This window comes from Aeromonas sp., assembly GCF_050633025.1.
Lineage (GTDB): Bacteria > Pseudomonadota > Gammaproteobacteria > Enterobacterales > Aeromonadaceae > Aeromonas.
Genome location: NZ_JBODRQ010000067.1, coordinates 1 through 19,353 on the forward strand (window position 1 = coordinate 1; position 19,353 = coordinate 19,353).

At 57.8% G+C, this 19,353-nt stretch carries 21 protein-coding genes; 15 read left to right on the forward strand and 6 right to left on the reverse strand.

Features of this window, described 5'->3' with window-relative positions; translation table 11 throughout:
- The 4 genes from prc to ACRAUW_RS10590 all read right to left on the reverse strand — a co-directional run.
- Positions 1-1,502, reverse strand: a 1,502-nt coding sequence (prc, locus tag ACRAUW_RS10575; protein WP_431362248.1) for a carboxy terminal-processing peptidase, incomplete at its 3' end; no start/stop codon positions are given.
- A gap of 8 nt (positions 1,503-1,510) precedes the next feature.
- Positions 1,511-2,149: an RNA chaperone ProQ gene (gene proQ, locus ACRAUW_RS10580; RefSeq protein ID WP_431362249.1), complete on the reverse strand. Its 639-nt coding sequence runs from the start codon at positions 2,147-2,149 to the stop codon at positions 1,511-1,513.
- 102 nt (positions 2,150-2,251) lie between these two features.
- On the reverse strand, positions 2,252-2,710 hold the full coding sequence (locus tag ACRAUW_RS10585; protein ID WP_431362250.1) for a GAF domain-containing protein: 459 nt from the start codon (positions 2,708-2,710) through the stop codon (positions 2,252-2,254).
- Between the two features lie 93 nt (positions 2,711-2,803).
- A complete protein-coding gene (locus ACRAUW_RS10590) occupies positions 2,804-3,265 on the reverse strand; it encodes a hypothetical protein (RefSeq protein ID WP_431362262.1) in 462 nt (153 codons plus the stop codon).
- 281 nt (positions 3,266-3,546) lie between these two features.
- Here ACRAUW_RS10590 and ccoN point away from each other — a divergent pair, with 281 nt between their 5' ends.
- The 11 genes from ccoN (at position 3,547) to ttcA (ending at position 13,785) form a co-directional block, all read left to right on the forward strand.
- On the forward strand, positions 3,547-4,971 hold the full coding sequence (gene ccoN, locus ACRAUW_RS10595; protein ID WP_005336616.1) for a cytochrome-c oxidase, cbb3-type subunit I: 1,425 nt from the start codon (positions 3,547-3,549) through the stop codon (positions 4,969-4,971).
- A gap of 16 nt (positions 4,972-4,987) precedes the next feature.
- Entirely contained in the window at positions 4,988-5,602 is a 615-nt protein-coding gene (ccoO, locus tag ACRAUW_RS10600) for a cytochrome-c oxidase, cbb3-type subunit II (RefSeq protein ID WP_021230095.1), read from the forward strand.
- Between the two features lie 10 nt (positions 5,603-5,612).
- Entirely contained in the window at positions 5,613-5,792 is a 180-nt protein-coding gene (locus tag ACRAUW_RS10605) for a CcoQ/FixQ family Cbb3-type cytochrome c oxidase assembly chaperone (protein ID WP_005336620.1), read from the forward strand.
- Positions 5,792-6,775, forward strand: coding sequence for a cytochrome-c oxidase, cbb3-type subunit III (gene ccoP / locus ACRAUW_RS10610; RefSeq protein ID WP_431362251.1), 984 nt, complete (start codon positions 5,792-5,794; stop codon positions 6,773-6,775). The genes ACRAUW_RS10605 and ccoP overlap by 1 nt, the downstream gene beginning before the upstream one ends.
- A 140-nt stretch (positions 6,776-6,915) precedes the next feature.
- Positions 6,916-7,416: a FixH family protein gene (locus tag ACRAUW_RS10615; RefSeq protein WP_431362252.1), complete on the forward strand. Its 501-nt coding sequence runs from the start codon at positions 6,916-6,918 to the stop codon at positions 7,414-7,416.
- A gap of 86 nt (positions 7,417-7,502) precedes the next feature.
- A complete protein-coding gene (locus ACRAUW_RS10620; RefSeq protein ID WP_431362253.1) occupies positions 7,503-9,887 on the forward strand; it encodes a heavy metal translocating P-type ATPase in 2,385 nt (794 codons plus the stop codon).
- A 138-nt stretch (positions 9,888-10,025) separates the two neighbouring features.
- Positions 10,026-10,214 carry a cbb3-type cytochrome oxidase assembly protein CcoS gene (gene ccoS / locus ACRAUW_RS10625; protein ID WP_431362254.1) on the forward strand — a complete coding sequence of 63 codons (189 nt, stop codon included), beginning with the start codon at positions 10,026-10,028 and terminating at the stop codon, positions 10,212-10,214.
- Positions 10,198-10,884, forward strand: coding sequence for a sulfite exporter TauE/SafE family protein (locus ACRAUW_RS10630; RefSeq protein ID WP_431362255.1), 687 nt, complete (start codon positions 10,198-10,200; stop codon positions 10,882-10,884). Before ccoS ends, ACRAUW_RS10630 begins: the two co-directional genes overlap by 17 nt.
- A 68-nt stretch (positions 10,885-10,952) precedes the next feature.
- Positions 10,953-11,708, forward strand: a complete 756-nt coding sequence (locus tag ACRAUW_RS10635) for an FNR family transcription factor (RefSeq protein WP_431362256.1) — start codon at positions 10,953-10,955, stop codon at positions 11,706-11,708.
- A 139-nt stretch (positions 11,709-11,847) separates the two neighbouring features.
- On the forward strand, positions 11,848-12,795 hold the full coding sequence (gene uspE, locus ACRAUW_RS10640) for a universal stress protein UspE (RefSeq protein WP_431362257.1): 948 nt from the start codon (positions 11,848-11,850) through the stop codon (positions 12,793-12,795).
- Between the two features lie 81 nt (positions 12,796-12,876).
- Positions 12,877-13,785: a tRNA 2-thiocytidine(32) synthetase TtcA gene (gene ttcA / locus ACRAUW_RS10645; protein ID WP_005336634.1), complete on the forward strand. Its 909-nt coding sequence runs from the start codon at positions 12,877-12,879 to the stop codon at positions 13,783-13,785.
- Positions 13,786-13,887: 102 nt separating this feature from the next.
- On the opposite strand, the gene ACRAUW_RS10650 is transcribed toward ttcA, so the two are convergent.
- Together ACRAUW_RS10650 and ACRAUW_RS10655 are read right to left on the reverse strand one after the other, a co-directional pair.
- A complete protein-coding gene (locus ACRAUW_RS10650) occupies positions 13,888-14,574 on the reverse strand; it encodes a DUF2987 domain-containing protein (protein ID WP_431362258.1) in 687 nt (228 codons plus the stop codon).
- 16 nt (positions 14,575-14,590) lie between these two features.
- Positions 14,591-15,328, reverse strand: a complete 738-nt coding sequence (locus ACRAUW_RS10655; RefSeq protein ID WP_431362263.1) for a hypothetical protein — start codon at positions 15,326-15,328, stop codon at positions 14,591-14,593.
- Positions 15,329-15,529: 201 nt separating this feature from the next.
- Here ACRAUW_RS10655 and potA point away from each other — a divergent pair, with 201 nt between their 5' ends.
- The 4 genes from potA to ACRAUW_RS10675 all read left to right on the forward strand — a co-directional run.
- Positions 15,530-16,633 carry a spermidine/putrescine ABC transporter ATP-binding protein PotA gene (gene potA / locus ACRAUW_RS10660; RefSeq protein WP_113739524.1) on the forward strand — a complete coding sequence of 368 codons (1,104 nt, stop codon included), beginning with the start codon at positions 15,530-15,532 and terminating at the stop codon, positions 16,631-16,633.
- Complete coding sequence (gene potB, locus ACRAUW_RS10665) at positions 16,620-17,507, forward strand: spermidine/putrescine ABC transporter permease PotB (protein ID WP_431362259.1); 888 nt, start codon at positions 16,620-16,622, stop codon at positions 17,505-17,507. The genes potA and potB overlap by 14 nt, the downstream gene beginning before the upstream one ends.
- The gene (gene potC / locus ACRAUW_RS10670) at positions 17,504-18,274 is read left to right on the forward strand and encodes a spermidine/putrescine ABC transporter permease PotC (RefSeq protein ID WP_431362260.1); all 771 of its coding nucleotides are present in this window, start codon (positions 17,504-17,506) and stop codon (positions 18,272-18,274) included. Before potB ends, potC begins: the two co-directional genes overlap by 4 nt.
- Before the next feature lie 81 nt (positions 18,275-18,355).
- Positions 18,356-19,353: extracellular solute-binding protein (locus ACRAUW_RS10675; RefSeq protein WP_431362261.1), on the forward strand; the 998-nt coding region annotated here is incomplete at its 3' end.

A 19,353-nucleotide genomic window follows, 5' to 3' on the forward strand; every position in this document is an offset into this window, starting at 1 on the left:
CCCAGCGGCTGCTCGTAGAAGTCATAGACCTTGGCGAGACTGCGATGCTGCTGCACCGTTCCCTTGCCGAAGGAGTTTTCCCCCAGGATCAAGGCGCGACCATAATCCTGCATGGCAGCAGCGAAGATCTCGGAGGCCGAGGCACTGTATCTGTCGATCAGCACCGACATGGGACCGCCGTAATAGACGTTGCCATCGTCGTCACCGTTGACCGTGATACGACCCATATGATCACGAATTTGCACCACTGGGCCGCTGGCAAAGAAGAGTCCGCTCAGGGCAGACGCCTCGGTCAAGGCGCCGCCGCCGTTACCGCGCAGATCAATGATCAGACCTTCGATCTTCTTCTTGTTCAGGCTGGAAAGCTCCTTGATCACGTCATCATGCAGATTGACGTAGAAACTCGGGATCTCGATGACACCAATCTTCTTGCCTTCGGCGGTGATCACCTTCGACTTGGCGGCACGATCTTCAAGGCGCACCTTGTCGCGGGTCAGCTCGATCTGCTCGGTCTTGGCGGTTGCGCCCTTGCCGCGCTGGATCTCCAGCTTGACCTTGCTCCCCTTGGGCCCCTTGATGAGTTCGACCACGTCATCAAGACGCCAGCCAATCACATCAACAATCTTGCCATCTTCCTGCCCTACCCCGGTGATCTTGTCATCGGGCTTCAAGTGGTTGGATTTGGCAGCCGGGCCACCGGGCACCAGAGAACGGATGACGGTAAAGTCATCTTCCGCCTGCAACACGGCACCTATCCCCTCCAGCGAGAGGTTCATCTCGGCATTGAAACGATCGGCACTGCGCGGTGAGAGGTAGCTGGTGTGCGGTTCAATGGCACGAGCAAAAGAGTTCATGAAGAGCTGAAAGACATCCTCGCTCTCGGTCTGGGACATCCGCTTGATCGCATTGTTGTAACGTTTGCCAAGCAGTTCCTTGATCTCGGGCCACTCCTTGCCACTGAGTTTGAGGCTCAAAGCATCGAACTTGACTCGCTGACGCCATAGCTCGTTGAGCTCTGCTTCATCTTTGGGCCAAGCCGCCCCTTCCCGATCAAACACATAGTTGTCGGTCTGAGTAAAATCGAAAGGAGTATCAAGCAGTTTGAGGACGTATTCGTACCGCTCATAACGCCGCTGCTGACTCAGGTTGAACATCTCGTAGGCGGGAGCTAAACGTCCCCTTTCGAGGTCGGAGTCAAAACCGTTACGATATTTTTCAAAACGGCTGATATCAGAGGCCAAAAACAGGTTGCGGCTGTAGTCCAGATTCTCCAGATATTTATCGAAAATTACCGAGGAGAAGGCATCGTCCAGCTTGAACTGTTTATAGTGCGAGCGGGTAAACAGATTGGTAATTCGCTTGCTGGCCGTAGCATGTTGGCTCTCTTGAGCCAACACAGGCAAATCACTCTCCTTGAGCACCGGCTCGATGGCCTGCGCAAACCCGATAAACGCCAGGCTACAGGCAACGAGGGAAAAACGAATTACGCCATGCTTCAACATTTGTCTCCTTAGAGAACCAAGTGCTCTGATTTGACCCGCAGGGTCATACCGGTCTGCAGCTGGACCTGTACATCATCCTTGGTCACTTCCTTGATGGTGGCTGCAACCGGGGATTTACCCATGACGACACGCACACCCTGACCCACTTTCAGGGTAGCGGCATCCACCTTGACCAGCGGAGCATCGACAACATGCGCTTTTTCCTGAGCCTTTGGCTTGGCGGCGACATCCGCCTTTTCGGACTTGCGAGGAGCAGGACGGCGGGGCTTCTTGGCCTTCTCATCCTTCTCTTTGGTATTGGTACGACGGCTGGCGAATACACGCTCTTTGCTCTCTTTCAGCGCTTGCTTGGCGTGTTCGATGTGCTCTTCGGTCAGCAGCTCGCCCGGATTGCCATCCAGATCAACGCGAGCCTGGCCAGCTTTGAGACCGTGCAGGTAGCGCCAGCTGGAGGTGTATTGACGCAGTGCGGAACGCAGCATGGTCTTGGATACTCTGGCATCGTCAGCAAGACGCTCGGCCAAATCCTGGAAGATGCCAATCTTGAGCGGCTTGGCCTCTCCTTCAGCAACGAAGCAGGCCGGGAATTTCTCGACCAGGTAGGCAACGATCTCTTTACTGTTCTTCAGCTTCTCAGTGTTTTCCATGTATAACCTTGGCTTTCATATAAACGCACGGGCACGTCCCGAGCACAACAAAGGCCCCATTATAGAGAGCTTGGGGCCTTTTGCGAACCATCTAGCAATGACTTAGAGCATGCTTTCCAAAATTTGCACCGTTTCTTCGAGTCCAATCCGGTCTTGCTGGTCGAAACGGTTAAAAATCGGACTGTCGATATCGAGCACCCCGATGATCTCGCCACCACGACGCACCGGGATCACGATTTCCGAGTTGCTAGCACCATCGCAAGCGATGTGACCGTCGAACTGGTGGACATCGTCAATGAGCTGGGTTCTCCCCTCTGCCACTGCCGTACCACACACCCCGCGGCCGACCGGGATCCGCACGCAGGCCGGTTTGCCCTGAAATGGCCCCAATACCAGGGTCTCACCCTGCAACAGATAAAAACCGACCCAGTTGATCTCCGTCAATTCCTGATTGAGCAGTGCGGAGAGGTTGGCCAGATTGGCAATCAGATCGGTTTCTCCCTCCAGCAGCGCCTTGACCTGCTGGTTGAGGGTGCAATAAAACGGTTGTTTTTCAATCATGATTAAATGAGCTTCACTCCCTGATGGTTTGGGGAAGGTAACGCCTGTCCGGGAAATTTCAAATATTTTTTCCACTCCCCACCCCTTGCGCCGTTATTCCCGGGCAACGGAAAGCGCCAATTGCTGGCGTTGACCATTACTCCACTCGATATTTAACAGCCAGACCATGACGGGTGACGTACAGCTCCCCACCTGGGTCACCCCCTGCCACTGTCCGTCTATTTGTTCAAAGCTCACTGGAATGGTGCCCATAAACATATCTTTGCCTTCGAGTATCGCTTTCACCGGTTTGATGGACGGATCGCCGCCGGTAATAGCGATGGCAAAATCATGTTCGGCGCGCAGCGGTAATTCCTTGATGGCCACGGTGAGCGGCTTGTCACCAATCAGCGCACTGCAAGGGGTGTGGGAAAGATCACAAATCTGATCTTTTGTCTGGCCTGCGGGCACGCTGCTATCGGCCGAAAACCAGGTGCGATAGGCAATCAGCGCCAGCAACAACGCCAGCACCAGAGCGAGGTGCAAAACTTTACGTGCGGTAAGTCTCTCTTTCATCAAAAACAGCCCGATTAAGATGCAATTAAAATGGTTTTTTGTGATCTCGAACAAGGTAAAAAACCGCCATAACGAGACCGGACGGAGCCAAATATATCACTGTTTATACTGTTATTTTACCTGTCAGTTCAGTATCATTCCCATGAAGTTTTCATTTAGCCATCTTTTGCTTTTCCTTTCGTTAACAGATGTTAACAACTGGTCGGCGGTGGCTGATGAAGCCAGTCCGGTTCTCCGGATACAAAACCAAACAACAGCAGCATCGGAAGCGGAATATAACGATGAGCCATACAACTAACCATCCTGAGTACAACTACACCGTTGTTCGCCAGTTTACCGTCATGACGATTGTCTGGGGAATTGTCGGCATGTCGGTTGGCGTACTGATCGCAGCCCAGTTGATCTGGCCTGCCCTCAACTTCGAGACCCCGTGGCTGACTTACAGTCGTCTGCGGCCCCTCCATACCAACGCAGTGATCTTCGCCTTCGGCGTCAGTGCACTGATGGCCACCTCGTTCTACGTGGTGCAGCGCACCTGTCAAACCAGACTGTTTGGCGGCCCGCTGGCAACCTTCGTCTTCTGGGGCTGGCAAGCGATCATCCTCTCTGCCGCCATCTCTCTGCCGCTGGGTTACACCTCCGCCAAAGAGTATGCCGAGCTGGAGTGGCCGATTGATATCGCCATCACAGTAGTATGGGTCGCCTATGCCATCGTCTTCTTTGGCACCCTGATGAAGCGCACCACTTCCCACATCTATGTGGCGAACTGGTTCTTCGGCGCCTTCATTATCACTGTCGCGGTGCTGCACATTGTCAACAACATGGAAGTGCCGCTCTCCGGCATGAAGTCCTACTCCATGTACTCCGGCGCAATGGACGCCATGGTGCAGTGGTGGTATGGCCACAACGCGGTAGGCTTCCTGCTGACCGCCGGCTTCCTGGGGATGATGTACTACTTCGTGCCCAAGCAAGCCGGTCGTCCGGTTTACTCCTATCGCCTCTCCATCGTGCACTTCTGGGCGCTGATCTCCCTCTATATCTGGGCCGGTCCGCACCACCTGCACTACACCGCACTGCCTGACTGGGCTCAGTCCCTCGGCATGGTGATGTCCCTGATCCTGTTTGTCCCCTCCTGGGGCGGCATGATCAACGGCATCATGACCCTCTCCGGTGCCTGGCACAAACTGCGTTATGACCCCATCCTGCGCTTCCTGATCGTCTCCCTCTCTTTCTACGGCATGTCGACCTTCGAAGGCCCGATGATGGCGATCAAAACTGTCAACGCCCTCTCCCACTACACCGACTGGACCGTCGGTCACGTGCACTCCGGTGCGCTGGGTTGGGTTGCCATGGTCTCCATCGGTGCTGTCTATCACCTGATCCCGAACCTGTTCGGCCAGGGCCGGATGTACAGCGTCAAGCTGATCAACGTGCACTTTTGGCTGGCGACCGTGGGTACCGTGCTCTACATCGTTGCCATGTGGATTTCCGGCGTGATGCAGGGCCTGATGTGGCGTGCAGTCAACGAAGACGGCACCCTGACCTACAGCTTCGTTGAAGCGCTGCAGGCATCCTATCCCTTCTATTTCGTGCGCTTCCTGGGAGGCTGCTTCTTCGTCACCGGTATGTTGCTGATGGCTTACAACGCCTATCGCACCATCACTGCGCCCAAAGGTTCTCTGGAACCTGTCGCCCAGCCAGCATGATTGAAGAGGTCAACCCATGAGCAACAATAACCGTCACGAAATATTTGAAAAAAGCGTTCCCATGCTGGTGGTCGGCATCATCTTCGCCATCAGTCTGGGGGGCTTGGTTGAAATCACTCCGCTGTTCTTCCAAAAGCAAACCACCGAGCCGGTGGAGGGCCTCAAGCCTTACACAGCTCTGCAGATGGAAGGACGCGACATCTTCATTCGCGAAGGCTGCACCAACTGCCACAGTCAGATGATCCGTCCGTTCCGTGCCGAAACCGAGCGTTACGGTCACTACTCGGTCGCCGGTGAGAGCGTCTGGGAGCACCCCTTCCTGTGGGGCTCCAAGCGTACTGGTCCGGATCTGGCCCGTGTCGGTGGCCGCTACTCCGATGAGTGGCACAAGGTTCACCTGATCAACCCGCGCGATGTGGTACCCGAGTCCAACATGCCCGCCTACCCCTGGCTTGATACCAATGTGCTGACCGGCGAGATGACTGGCAAAAAGCTGGCGTTGTTCCGCGATCACTTCGGTGTGCCCTATACCGACGCCGATATTCAGGGTGCGGGCGAAGCCGTCAAGGGCAAAACCGAGCTGGATGCGCTGGTGGCCTATCTGCAATCACTGGGTCATGCCCTGAAATAAGGAGGCGAAAATGGACTACGGCACATTTCGCGGTCTGTATACCTTGCTGTTGATGGCCATCATGATTGGCATCATAGTCTGGGCCTATAGCAAACGCCGCAAGACCTCTTTCGACGAGGCTGCCAATCTGGTTTTTGCCGATGATGAGCAACCCGGTGCTGATAAAAAGAACGCAGGAGCGAAACAATAATGAGCACTCTGTTTAGCATTTTTGTGACTGTCATCAGTCTGGGAACCATCCTCGGCTGCTTCTTGCTGCTGATGTGGTGCCGCAAGGACAAGATGGGTGTTGAAGAAGGCAAATCGATGGGTCACTCCTTCGATGGCATCGAGGAGATCAACAACCCGCTGCCGAAGTGGTGGACTTACATGTTCCTCTTCTTCATCGTCACCGGTCTGGTCTATCTGGTCGCCTTCCCGGGGCTTGGCAACTTCAAAGGCCTGTTGGGCTGGCAAAGTTCCAACCAGGACGTGCGCTCGCTGGCCGAGTCCAAGGCTGCAACCGAATCGGCCAAGGCGGAAGGTCGCGCGGTGGAGTATGACCGCGAGGTCGCCAAGGCTGACGAGATCTACGGCGCCAAGTTCCGTGAACTCACCTATGAAGCGGACGGTAAAACCTATCGTGCCATCACCGAGATCGCCAAGGATCCGGAAGCCCTGAAAGTGGGTCAGCGTCTGTTCCTGCAGAACTGTTCCCAGTGCCACGGCTCCGATGCCCGCGGTGGCAGTGGTTTCCCGAACCTGACCGACAGTGAATGGCAATGGGGCGGTCAGCCGGAGAACATCAAGACCACCATCATGGGCGGTCGCCAGGGGATCATGGCTGCCTGGGGTGAAATCCTCGGCAAAGATGGCGTTCAGGAAGTGGCTTCCTATGTGCTGAGCCTCTCCGGTCGTAAGGTCGACCTGGTGGAAGCGAAGAAAGGTGAAGCACGCTTCGCCATCTGCGCTGCCTGCCACGGGGCCGATGCCAAGGGCGGTGTTGCCGTCGGCGCGCCAGATCTGACCAACAACACCTGGCTCTACGGTGGCTCCCGCGAAGTGGTGGTGCAAACCATCACCCACGGTCGTCACGGCGTGATGCCAGCCTGGAAAGATATTCTGGGTGAGGACAAGGTTCACCTGCTGGCCTCCTACGTTTACAGCCTGTCTCATCAACAGTCTGCCAAATAAGGTTCGCCCGTCATTTTGTAACATGTGATAAACACGTGATTACACAGTAAAAAGCCTCGACTCCTCGAGGCTTTTTGTTATCTTGTGTTGCGTAAAAACCATCTCCCACGTTAATCATTCGTTTCATGGCAGTAGCAATCATGACCCAATCTCTATCCAAACCGTGGTATCGCCAATTCTGGCCCTGGTTTATCATCGCCCTCCCCACTGCCGCCGTTGTCGGCAGTATCGCCACCGCCATCATCGCCAGCAAGGATGGGGTCAATCTGGTGGCCGAGGACTATTACAAACAAGGGAAAGAGATCAATCAGGACTTGAGCAAGTTTGACCGCTCCGAAGCCCTCAATATCCGCTTTGGGCTGGAGGTTAACGGCAACGAGCTGACCCTCAAACCCATCAGCGGTGACATTCCCGCCGGGCAAGCACTCTATCTCTCATTGTTCCATCCGACCTTGGCCGGTCAGGACAGCGAACACATGATCACCGCCGATGCGAGCGGCACCTATCGCCTCCATTTCGACAAGCTGCTGGTCGGCAAGTGGCACATTCGGGTCGATGCCTTTGACCACGAGTGGCGATTGCAAGAGACCGTCCAGCTGCCCACCCTGGCCCCTGTCGAACTCGACCCGAAAGGACGCTAAGCCATGACCGGCTGTTCTCACTGTGGCGAGCCGGTTCTCGCCACCGCCCCTGCAGCTTGCATTCTGCATTCAGGGGGACATAAAGCATGACCACCTGTTTTCACTGTGGCGAGCCGGTACCCGCTAATAGTGGCTATGCCCTCGAGATAAAGGGGATTGTTCGCCCCATGTGCTGCCCCGGTTGTCAGGCTGTGGCAGAAACCATCATGGAGTGCGGCCTCGCCAGTTACTACGATCACCGCACCGCCCCCGGTACCAAGGGGGATCTGGTACCCGAGGAGCTGGCAGCCCTCACCCACTACGATCTGGCAGAAGTACAACAAGATTTTGTCACCGACAACGGCACCCTTCGCGAAATCCAGCTGACAGTAGAAGGGCTAACCTGCGCCGCCTGTGCCTGGCTTATCGAGCGCCACCTTATGACCCTTGGCGGCCTGCGCTACATCAATGTCAACACCACCACCCACCGGGCCCGCATCAAGTGGGATCCGGACCAGCTCTCCCTGAGTGACATCCTCAAGGGATTTGCCCAGATCGGCTATCGTGCCTATCCGTTCCAGACCCATCAACAGGAGGCGCTCTACGCCAAAGAGGTGCGCAGCTATATGTTCCGGCTGGCACTAGCGGGGCTTGGCTCAATGCAGGTGATGATGTGCGCCGTGGCCCTTTATATGGATCTCTTCATCAGCGTTGAAGATGAGTTCATGGTCTACTTCAAGTGGATAAGCCTGCTGCTCTCCACCCCCATCATGATCTACTCGGCCCAGCCCTTTTACGTGGGTGCCTGGCGCAGCCTGAAACAGGGTCACCTGTCGATGGATGTGTCGGTGTCGCTGGCGCTGATTGGCGCCTTTATCGCCTCCATGTGGGCCACCGTGTTCAATACCGGTGAGGTCTATTACGACTCCATCACCATGTTCGTCTTCTTCCTGCTGCTGGGGCGCTTTCTCGAGTTGCGGGCCCGGCGCAAGGCGTCGGAATCGAGCTCCAACCTGGCCAGACTGGTGCCCATCATGGCGACCCGCCTCGATGATGAAGGGGAACATGAGGTAGCGGCCAAGACCTTGCAGGTCGGCGATCGGGTACGGGTGCTGGCCGGCGCCACCTTGCCAGCGGACGGCATCATTGTCGAAGGGCAAGCCAGCCTCAACGAATCCATGCTGACCGGTGAGCAGCTGCCCCTGCTCAAACAGCGCGGTGATCAGGTCTATGCCGGCACCATCAACACGGATGCGCCGCTGCAGATCCGGGTCAGCCACCGTATTGAAGAGTCGCGGATCGCCCAGATCATGCGGCTGCAGGATCATGCCCTCGATGACAAACCGGCCATCGCCCAGATGGCGGATCAGCTGTCGCGCCACTTTATTCTGGTGCTGCTGATCATTGCCGCCGCGGTCTGGACCTTCTGGCACTTCCATCAACCGGATCAGGCGTTCTGGGTCACCCTCGCCGTGCTGGTTGCAACCTGCCCCTGTGCCCTGTCGCTGGCGACTCCGACGGCGCTAACCTCGGCCACCGCCAATCTGACCCGCAACGGCATTCTGCTGCGCCGTGGTCATGTGCTGGACGTGCTGACCAAGGCCAACCGTATCGTGATGGACAAGACCGGTACCCTGACCACAGGTGAGATCAGTCTGACCGGCATAACTACCTTGGCAGAGGTGGACGAGGCGCACTGCCTCGCCATCGCCCGGGCCATGGAAGCGCAATCCGAGCACCCCATTGCCCGCGCCTTCCGGCTGCCCACCGACAGCATCGCCGTGTTGCCATCCGCCCGCGAGATCACCCCTGTCATCGGTCACGGCATCACGGCGCTGGTGGATGGCGTACGCTACCGCATCGGCAGTGCCCGCTGGCTTGGGCTGGATCCGGCGCAAGAGCAAGGCCGCGGTCTGGCTATCTATCTGGCCGACGAGCAGCAGGTATTGGCCCGCTTCAATCTGGAAGATACCCTGCGCCCCGATGCCAGGCCGCTGATCACGGCATTCAAGGCGGCAGGTCTGCAAACTACCGTGTTGACTGGCGACAGCTCTTTGCAGGCAGACGAGATTGCCCACGAGCTGGGAGTGGATGAGCTGGTCAAGGGGGTCTCGCCCGATGGCAAGCTGGCCTACCTCAAGGCCCGGGAAGCCCAGGGAGATATCAGCATCATGGTGGGCGATGGCATCAACGACGCGCCGGTACTGGCAGGGGCGCACGCCTCGTTCGCCATGGCCGGTGGCACCGATCTGGCGAAAAACAGCGCCGATGCCATCCTGCTGGCCGATGACCTGAGCCGACTGCTTGAGGCCAGAGTGCTGGCAATGCGTACCCGCAAGATCATCATCGAGAACTTCGCCTGGTCCATCGGTTACAACCTGCTGGTGCTGCCGCTGGCAGCCTGCGGCTGGCTGCCCCCCTATCTGGCGGCGGCGGGCATGTCGCTCAGCTCCCTCATCGTGGTAACCAACTCCATGCGCCTCAACCGATAAGACCGGTGGCGGAAAATAGCTGAAAATGTGGCCTGCCTCCGATGCAGGCCACATTTCTCACTGATAGCGGCTGGCCCCCTGTCCAAACAGGGTTACCATAGGGGATGCTTGCCAAGGATGAACGCCAAGGTACCTCTCATGAATATAATTTTTGTCCTGATCCCCATCGCTATCCTGTTTGTGATCATCGCCGGGGCCGTCTTCTTCTGGGCCATTCGCTCCGAGCAGTTTGAAGATCTCGACCGCCAGGGTTCCAACATCCTGTTTGACGAAGAGCAACCCACCCGCAAACCCGTAAAGCCTGCTGACCATGACTCACAACCTTGATCTGGCCGGCGCCCTGCTGGTCGGACTGGCAGGCTCTGCCCACTGTATCGGCATGTGCGGTGGCGTCTCCGCCGCGCTCTCCATGGCGATCCCAGCCAACAAGCAACACTTCTGGGGGCGGCTTGCCTATCTGCTCAACTACAACCTCGGCCGGATCCTGAGTTATGTGATTGCAGGTGCACTGGTGGGCGGCCTGCTGGCGACCACCGGCGAGCTGGGCGCTGGCAAACACGCCATCGCCGGATTGCGTCTCGTGGCAGCGCTATTGATGATTGCGCTTGGCCTTTATCTGGCGGGCTGGTGGCAAGGGATCTTGCTGCTGGAGCGGCTCGGCGCCAGACTTTGGCCCCATATCAAACCGCTGGCGGGCAAGTTTCTCCCCTTCACCTCACCTGTGCAGGCACTGCCCTTTGGCATGGTGTGGGGTTGGCTACCTTGCGGGCTGGTCTACTCCATGCTGACCTGGAGCGCGGCGGCCGGTTCGGCCAGCGGCGGGGCGCTGATCATGCTCTTTTTTGGTCTCGGCACCCTGCCCACCTTGTTCGCGCTCGGGGGACTTGCCGATCGCCTGAGATACTGGCTCACCCTTCGCAGTTTGCGCCTTGGCGGTGCCCTGCTGCTCATTTTGTTCGGGGTACATACCTTCTGGATTGGCATTGCTTCCTTTTGAAGCCCTATCCAAAACGGATGAGTTGATGGTAAACTTGTTTGATATAAATCAATTCTTCGTATGAGCCTATGATCCCGGAAAAGAAACCTGGCAGACGTATCCAGAGCGGTGGCTGTGCAATTCATTGCCAGGATTGCAGCATCAGTCAGCTCTGCATCCCATTTACCTTGAACGACAATGAGCTTGACCAGCTTGACAGCATCATCGAGCGCAAAAAACCTATCCAGAAGGGTGACGAGCTGTTCAAGGCTGGCGATGAGTTCAAATCGCTCTATGCCATCCGTTCCGGGACCATCAAGTCTTACACCATCACCGAGCAAGGGGATGAGCAGATCACCGCGTTCCACCTCGCGGGTGATCTGGTCGGTTTCGATGCCATCCACAAGCAGGCCCACCCCTCCTTCGCCCAGGCGCTGGAAACCGCCATGGTGTGCGAGATCCCGTTTGAAGTACTCGACGATCTCTCCGGCAAGATGCCCAAGCTGCGCCAGCAGATCATGCGTCTGATGAGCAATGAAATCATGGGCGATCAGGAGATGATCCTGCTGCTCTCCAAGAAAAATGCCGAAGAGCGCCTCGCCGCCTTCCTGCACAATCTGTCGGTACGCTTCTCCGAGCGCGGCTTCTCCGCCAAGGAGTTCCGTCTCTCCATGACCCGTGGCGATATTGGCAACTATCTGGGGCTGACCGTCGAGACCATCAGTCGTCTGCTCGGCCGTTTCCAGAAGTCCGGTCTCATCAGCGTCAAAGGCAAATACATTACCGTGCTGGATCAGGGTGCCTTGGGCATAATGGCCGGTGCAACCCGACCAGCCTGTGGCTGAGCACACGTCTTAAACCCCGCTTTCCCTGCCGGATCCTTTCCTCTGGAATGTGATCCGGTACGTTCCCTATACCCTCCTCCTGCGCTAAGCTGTAATGGCTAAGATTCTGCTGTCATTGGACTTTTCCAAGGAGGAGAAGATGGTCAAATATCAGAATATTCTGGTGGTTATCAATCCAGAAGAGGAGCGTCAAATCGCCCTCGAACGGGCAGTCAAAGTCGCCGAGCTGGACGAAAACGCCCATCTGACTCTGCTGCTCACCATCTATGACTTCTCGTATGAAATGACCGCCATGCTCTCGGTGGACGAGCGGCAAGAGATGCGCGACGGCGTCATTTCACAGCGACGTGAGTGGCTGGACGAAATCCTGACCCCCTATCGGGCACAGGGGATCGAATGTGAAGTGAAGGTGGTCTGGCACAATCGTCCCTTCGAGTGTGTCATTCAGGAAGTGCTGGAGCAGCGCCACGATCTGGTGGTCAAAGCCACTCACCATCACAGCTTCCTGCAAACCTTCATCTTTACCCCCACCGACTGGCACCTGCTGCGCAAATGCCCCTGTCCGGTGCTGCTGGTCAAGGAGGGTCACTGGCAACGGGGCGGCAACATCATCGCTGCCATCAACTGTTCAAGCGACGATCCGGATCAGAAAATGCTCAACGAACGGATCACCCAGGAGGGGAGCGACATCGCCGAGCTGCTGGGCTCCAACCTCTATCTGGTCAACACCTACCCAGGCACCCCGGTCAACGTGGCCATCGAGCTGCCGGAGTTTGATCCCAACGCCTACAACGAGGCGATCCGCAAACACCACGAAAGCCTGCTGCTCAGCCATGCCGACAAGTTCGGGATTGGTCATCTCTGGACCCGGGTAGCAGAGGGGCTACCGGAAGAGGTGTTGCCGGATATGGCCGAAGAGCTCAAGGCGACCTTGATGATCATGGGATGCGTCGGGCGTACCGGGCTTTCTGCCGCTTTGCTCGGCAATACCGCCGAACATGTGATTGACCGCCTATCCTGCGACATCCTGATCCTCAAACCGGCGGACTACAGCTGCCCGGTCGACAGTCGTCGCAATCAATCATAAGGTGCCTGGTGCTTGGCACCTTGCCCTCCCCCGGGACATGGCTATAATAACGCGCTTATTTGTGTCCCGGGTTTTACGAGCATGCTAGAAGAGCTGAACGCCAAAGAAAAATACAGTTTTAACAAACTGCAGAAGCGCCTGCGGCGCAACGTGGGTCAGGCCATTGCCGACTTCAACATGATTGAAGAGGGCGACAAGGTCATGGTCTGCCTCTCCGGCGGTAAGGACAGCTTCGGTATGCTCGACATACTGATGAGCCTCAAAGCCAGCGCCCCCATCCATTTTGATCTGGTTGCCGTCAACCTGGATCAGAAGCAGCCCGGTTTCCCCGAACATGTGCTGCCCGAGTATCTGGACTCCCTCGGCATCGAGTACAAGATTGTCGAAGAGGATACCTACTCCATCGTCAAGGAGAAGGTACCGGAAGGCAAAACCACCTGCTCCCTCTGCTCACGGCTGCGCCGCGGTATTCTCTACCGCACCGCACAAGAGCTGGGTTGCACCAAGATTGCCCTTGGCCACCACCGCGACGACATCCTCGAGACCCTGTTCCTCAACATGTTCTACGGTGGCAAGCTCAAGTCCATGCCGCCCAAGCTGGTGAGCGATGATGGCAAGAACGTGGTGATCCGCCCGCTGGCCTACTGCAAAGAGAAGGATCTGATCCGCTACGCCGACGTCAAAGCCTTCCCCATCATTCCGTGCAACCTGTGCGGCTCGCAGGAGAACCTTCAACGTCAGGCCATCAAGCAGATGATGCAGGATTGGGATCGCCGCTTCCCCGGTCGTATCGAAACCATGTTCACCGCCATTCAGGACGTGATCCCGAGCCACCTGCTCGACCACAAGCTGTTTGACTTCAAGAGCATCAACCGCGACTCCGGCATCATCGATGGCGGTGACAAGGCGTTTGATCCGCCCGAGATGCCAAAGGCGCCGCTGCTGGATATCGACGAGATGGACATGCTGGATGTGATTGAAGTGCGCTAAGCCGCGCTCACAGGGCAAACGCCACGCAATAAAAAAGGAGCGATCATCGCTCCTTTTTGCTTTCTTTATCTGCCTGTTACCAACGTGACAACACCATCGGCCTCAGCCTTTGTGCAGCCAGGGGGTCAGTCGCAGCACGTCACCATGCAGGCGCAGTTGCCCAGTGGCGAATGCGGCCAGTTGCTCATTGCTCAGCAGCAGGTGGCCTTCCTGCCAGGGCAGCGCCTCCTGACGGGCACCATCAATCAGATAAGCAGTGCCGCTCTGCTGCACCAGGGTAATGCGCACCCCTTCCATCTTCGGCAGGAAGTGCTTGCCGACCATGCCCGCCATCTTGTCGAGCAGCGACTGCATCTGCTGCTGACGGGCCGCCAGCTCGGCCAGCGGCAGTTCGGGCCCGTTCGGCGCATCGGCCATCACCTGTACCGTCATATCGCAAGTGGCGTGATCTTCTTTCAGGCCGACGGTCACGATCCCCTTGTCGAGGTTGAGATCCTCATCAAACGGCAGGCGCAGTTCGCTATCGACCGTTACCTCGCCCGCGACCTCCTTGCTGTCGGTTGCAACCCGGGCAAAGGTGAGGCCACAGCGCTGACCATTTTGCGGATCGGTCAGATAAAACCCCAGTCTGGCGTGACCAAACTCCCCTTTGGCAAAGGTCTTCATCTGGCTGTAGAAGGTGCTGTATTGCAGATCCAGCACCGGCTCAGCCAGCGCCAGCCCTGGCAGCAAGAGAGTGGCTAGCAGGCTCTGGCGCAAGGCCTTGGTCACTCCATATCGACGGGTCATTCAACATCCTTTTGCATCATGCATTGAAATGGTTGGGGCCTTCTGTCACCTCGTTAACCTCTACCGCCACCCCGCAGAGATCCCGATAGAGGATCCCCTTGCAGTTGAAATAGAGCGGTGCCACCCAGATAAGCCCCAACCCCATGGGGATCAGAGCCAGGAAGAAGAGCGCGGTCATCACGCCGTGGAACAGCACAATGCTGGGCCAACCGCGCGCAAAGAGCTTGAGAGAGACCAGAATGGCCTGGGGCGGCGTCAGGCCGCGCTCCAGCACCAGCGGCACAGTAAAGAGCAGCCCCATGCCGATCAGGGCCGAGGGGATGAAAGAGAGCACTGCGGGCAAGCCCAGCAGATCGAACAGCGGGCCAAACAGGCTGGTGAGCAGACTGCCAAGCAGGCTCAGCATGCCGAGGCGTACAAAGTGGCGGAAGAAGTCGAACACCTGGTTGGCGCGGGCGCTCACCCCGACCGACTGCTGCAACCCCAGCATATCGAGGGAGCTGGTCATGGGAGCCATCACCACCGTCATCAGCAGGCTCAGCACCATGGCCACATTCATCTGGCTATCATCCCCCAGATAGGGCAACAGCAGCACATTGCTGAGCAGGATCCAGATCGCCGTCACCCCGACAATCGCCAGCAGCAGGCCAAATCCGGTACGGCGGGTCTGTTGCCATCCCTCCTGGATGACCCCTTTCAGATCAAGGCGGTAGCCCTGGTTCAGAGACTGCTCAAGGGAGCCGCCAATACGCATTTTATTACTCAATTGACTATCCAATATCGAAAACGACCAAATCAGGTGGCACATTATAGCGATTTGGTCTGCTATTCGTAGCCGTTTTTCCTGCGCACTTGCGGCTAATTCGGGCCAAAAAACCTTTAATTTCATGTGTCGGCTGCATAGAATGCGGCCCTCTTTCAACACGATGGCCACTGGCTGGGGTGAGACTGGCGGATGATGAACAATCCACAGGTAATTGTCGCGCTGAACAAGATCAGCAAAAAATACGATGGCAAGGTGATCCTGAGTGACCTTGACCTTGAAATCTACGATGGTGAATTTCTTACCCTGCTGGGCCCTTCCGGCTGTGGCAAGACCACCCTGCTGCGCCTGCTGGCCGGGCTCGAATCGGTCGATGGTGGCACCATCCATCTGGCCGGTGACGAGATCACCCATATCCCCGCCGAACACAGGCACATCAACACCGTGTTCCAGAGCTATGCGCTCTTCCCCCATATGACGGTGTTTGAAAACGTCGCCTTTGGCCTCGAGATGCAGAAGGTACCTGCCAGCGAGATCCGCCAGCGGGTCGAGGAGACCCTCGCCATGGTGCAGCTCACCGAGCTGGCCAATCGCCGCCCGGATCAGCTCTCCGGCGGCCAGCAACAACGGGTCGCCATCGCCCGCGCGGTAGTCAACAAGCCCCGCCTGCTGCTGCTCGACGAATCCCTCTCTGCGCTCGACTACAAGCTGCGCAAACAGATGCAGAGCGAGCTCAAGGCGCTGCAACGTCGCCTTGGCATCACCTTTGTCTTCGTCACCCATGATCAGGAAGAGGCGCTCACCATGTCTGATCGCATCCTGGTGATGGAGGGGGGCCAAATCATCCAGCGTGGCACCCCGCGCGATATCTACGAATCGCCAGCCAATCTGTTCGTGGCCCGCTTTATCGGCGAGATCAACGTGATGGATGGCAAGCTGATCAGCCAGCGCGAGCCCGGTATCTGGCAGGCCGAGGTAGAGGGGCGCGAATGCCTGCTCCATACCGCCTTGCCGTTCCAGCCAGACGACAAGGTGCTGGTGCTGCTGCGCCCGGAAGATCTGCGCATTCTCGATCAGGATGACGATCAGAGCGGCGCGCTGCGGGGCAATATCCGCGAGCGCAACTACAAGGGGGCGACGCTGGATTCGGTGATCGAACTCGAAAGCGGCAAACAGCTGCTTATCTCCGAGTTCTTCGACGAGGATGACCCCGACTTTGACTACCGTCTCGGTCAGGAGGTGGCGATCCACTGGGTCGACAGCTGGGAGGTGGTGCTGCCCTATGAGCCTCACTAATCTGCGGGTAGCGCACAGCTTTGCCCACAACGGCTTTCGCAACGGGGCCATCGCGCTGATCCTGGGCTGGCTGACGCTGTTTGTCTTCCTGCCCAACCTGATGATCATCGGCGTCAGCTTCCTGACCCGTGACGAGTCCGAGCTTATCGCGCCGCTCTTTACCCTGAGCAACTATGGCCGCCTGCTGGACCCGCTCTACTTTCAGGTGCTGCTCCACTCCCTCTGGCTAGCGCTGCTCGCCACCGCTATCTGCCTGCTGGTGGGCTACCCCTTTGCCTGGCTGCTGGCTCATCTGCCAACACGCATCCGCCCGTTGCTGCTGTTTCTGGTGGTGGTGCCGTTCTGGACCAACTCCCTGATCCGCACCTATGCGCTGAAAGTGCTGCTCGGCACCCGGGGATTGATCAACGGCTGGCTGCTGGATCTGGGGCTTATCGAGCGGCCACTGCAGATGATGTATACCGAGGTGGCCGTCATCATCGGGCTGGTCTATGTGCTGCTCCCCTTTATGGTGCTGCCGCTCTACTCCAGCATCGAGAAGCTGGATGGCCGTTTGCTGGAGGCGGCGCGGGATCTCGGCGCCAACGGCTGGCAGCGGCTGATGCGGATCATCTTGCCCCTCACCCTGCCCGGCATCATCGCCGGTTGTCTGCTGGTGTTCCTGCCCGCCATGGGGATGTTCTATGTCTCCGATCTGCTGGGGGGCGCCAAGCACCTGCTGATCGGCAACCTGATCAAGACCCAGTTCCTCAACAGCCGTGACTGGCCCTTTGGCGCGGCCATCAGCGTGATGCTGACGGTGCTGATGGCGCTGTTGGTCTACTGCTACTGGCGGGCGGGCAAGCTATTGAGCAAGAAGGGGGAGCTGGCATGATGCGCGCACTGAAAGCTCTGTTCCTGCTGCTGGTGTTTGGCTATCTCTATGTGCCCATCGGGGTGCTGATCGCCAACTCCTTCAACCTGTCGAAATATGGTATCGACTGGCGCGGCTTTACCCTGGGCTGGTATGAGAAGCTGTTTGCCAGCGCCAGCCTGATGCAGGCGGCCCAGCACTCCCTGACCATCGCAGCCCTCACCGCCACCGCTGCCACCCTGATCGGCACCCTCACCGCCGTGGCACTGTTCCGCTATCGCTTTCGCGGCAAGCAGTACGTGAGCGGCATGCTGTTCTTGGTGATGATGTCCCCCGATATCGTGATGGCCATCTCCCTGCTGACTCTGTTTGTGGCCACCGGCATTGCGCTGGGCTTCTGGTCGCTGCTGATCGCCCACATCACCTTCTGCCTGCCGTTTGTGGTGATCACTGTCTACTCGCGGCTGTGCGGTTTTGATGTGCGGATGCTGGAAGCGGCACGGGATCTGGGGGCAGGCGAGTGGATCATCCTGCGCCGCATCATACTGCCGCTGGCCCTGCCGGCGGTGATGGCGGGCTGGCTGCTCTCCTTTACCCTGTCGCTGGACGACGTGGTGGTGAGCTCCTTTGTCACCGGCCCGGCCTACGAGATCCTGCCGCTCAAGATCTACTCCATGGTCAAGGTGGGCGTCTCCCCCGAGGTCAACGCCCTGGCCACCCTGATGCTGGTCGCCTCCCTCGGGATGGTACTGCTGGCACAACTGTTACTGCGCAAACGGCAGGGTTGACCCTGCCTGTTTCGTCCCCGCCACCTTTGGCGAACTCTGTCACGGTGGGCCGCAAGGCCCCATAACCCCAAGGAGTTGTTGATGACAATCCCACATAAGGCCGGCGCCCTGCTGGCTGCCGCCCTCACCCTCACCACCCCGCTACTGAGCCAGAGCGCTCACGCGGCCAACGACAAGGTGGTCTACTTCTACAACTGGTCGGAATATGTGCCGGACGGTCTGCTGGAGCAGTTCCAGCAAGAGACCGGCATCAAGGTGATCTACTCCACCTACGAATCCAACGAGACCCTCTACGCCAAGCTGAAAACCCATGGCGACGGCTATGACGTGGTGGTGCCCAGCACCTACTTCATCTCGAAAATGGCCAAAGAGGGGATGTTGCAGCCGCTGGATCGCGCCCAGCTGTCCAACTTCAAGCACCTTGACCCTACCCTGCTCAACCACGAGTACGACCCGGACAACCGCTACTCCATCCCCTATATCTGGGGCGCAACCGGGATCGGCACCAACACCGACATCATCGAGCAGCCGGTGACCAGCTGGAAGCAGCTCTGGGCACCTGAGTGGAAAGAGAGCCTGCTGCTGATGGACGATGCCCGCGAGGTGTTCCATATCGCGCTGGTGCAACTCGGCTACAGCCCCAACACCCAGGACAAGGCGCAAATTGCCGAAGCCTTCGAATACCTGAAAAAACTGATGCCCAACGTCAAGGCGTTCAACTCCGACAACCCGGCCGACCCCTTTATCGCCGGTGAGGTCAATATCGGCATGCTGTGGAACGGCTCGGCCTACGGCGCCCAGCGCGAATACCCCTCCATCCAGATGACCTACCCCGAAGAAGGCGCCGTGCTCTGGATGGACAACCTCGCCATCCCGGCCAAGGCCAAGCATGTGAAAGAGGCCCACGCTCTGATCAACTTCCTGATGCGCCCCGATGTGGCCGCCAAGGTGGCCGAGGCAATTGGCTACCCCACCCCGGTCAAGGATGCCATTCCCCTGCTCACCCCGGCGTTTCGCAATAACCCCATGGTCTTCCCGAGCGACGAGATCAAGCGCAAGGGCGAATTCCAGTCCGATGT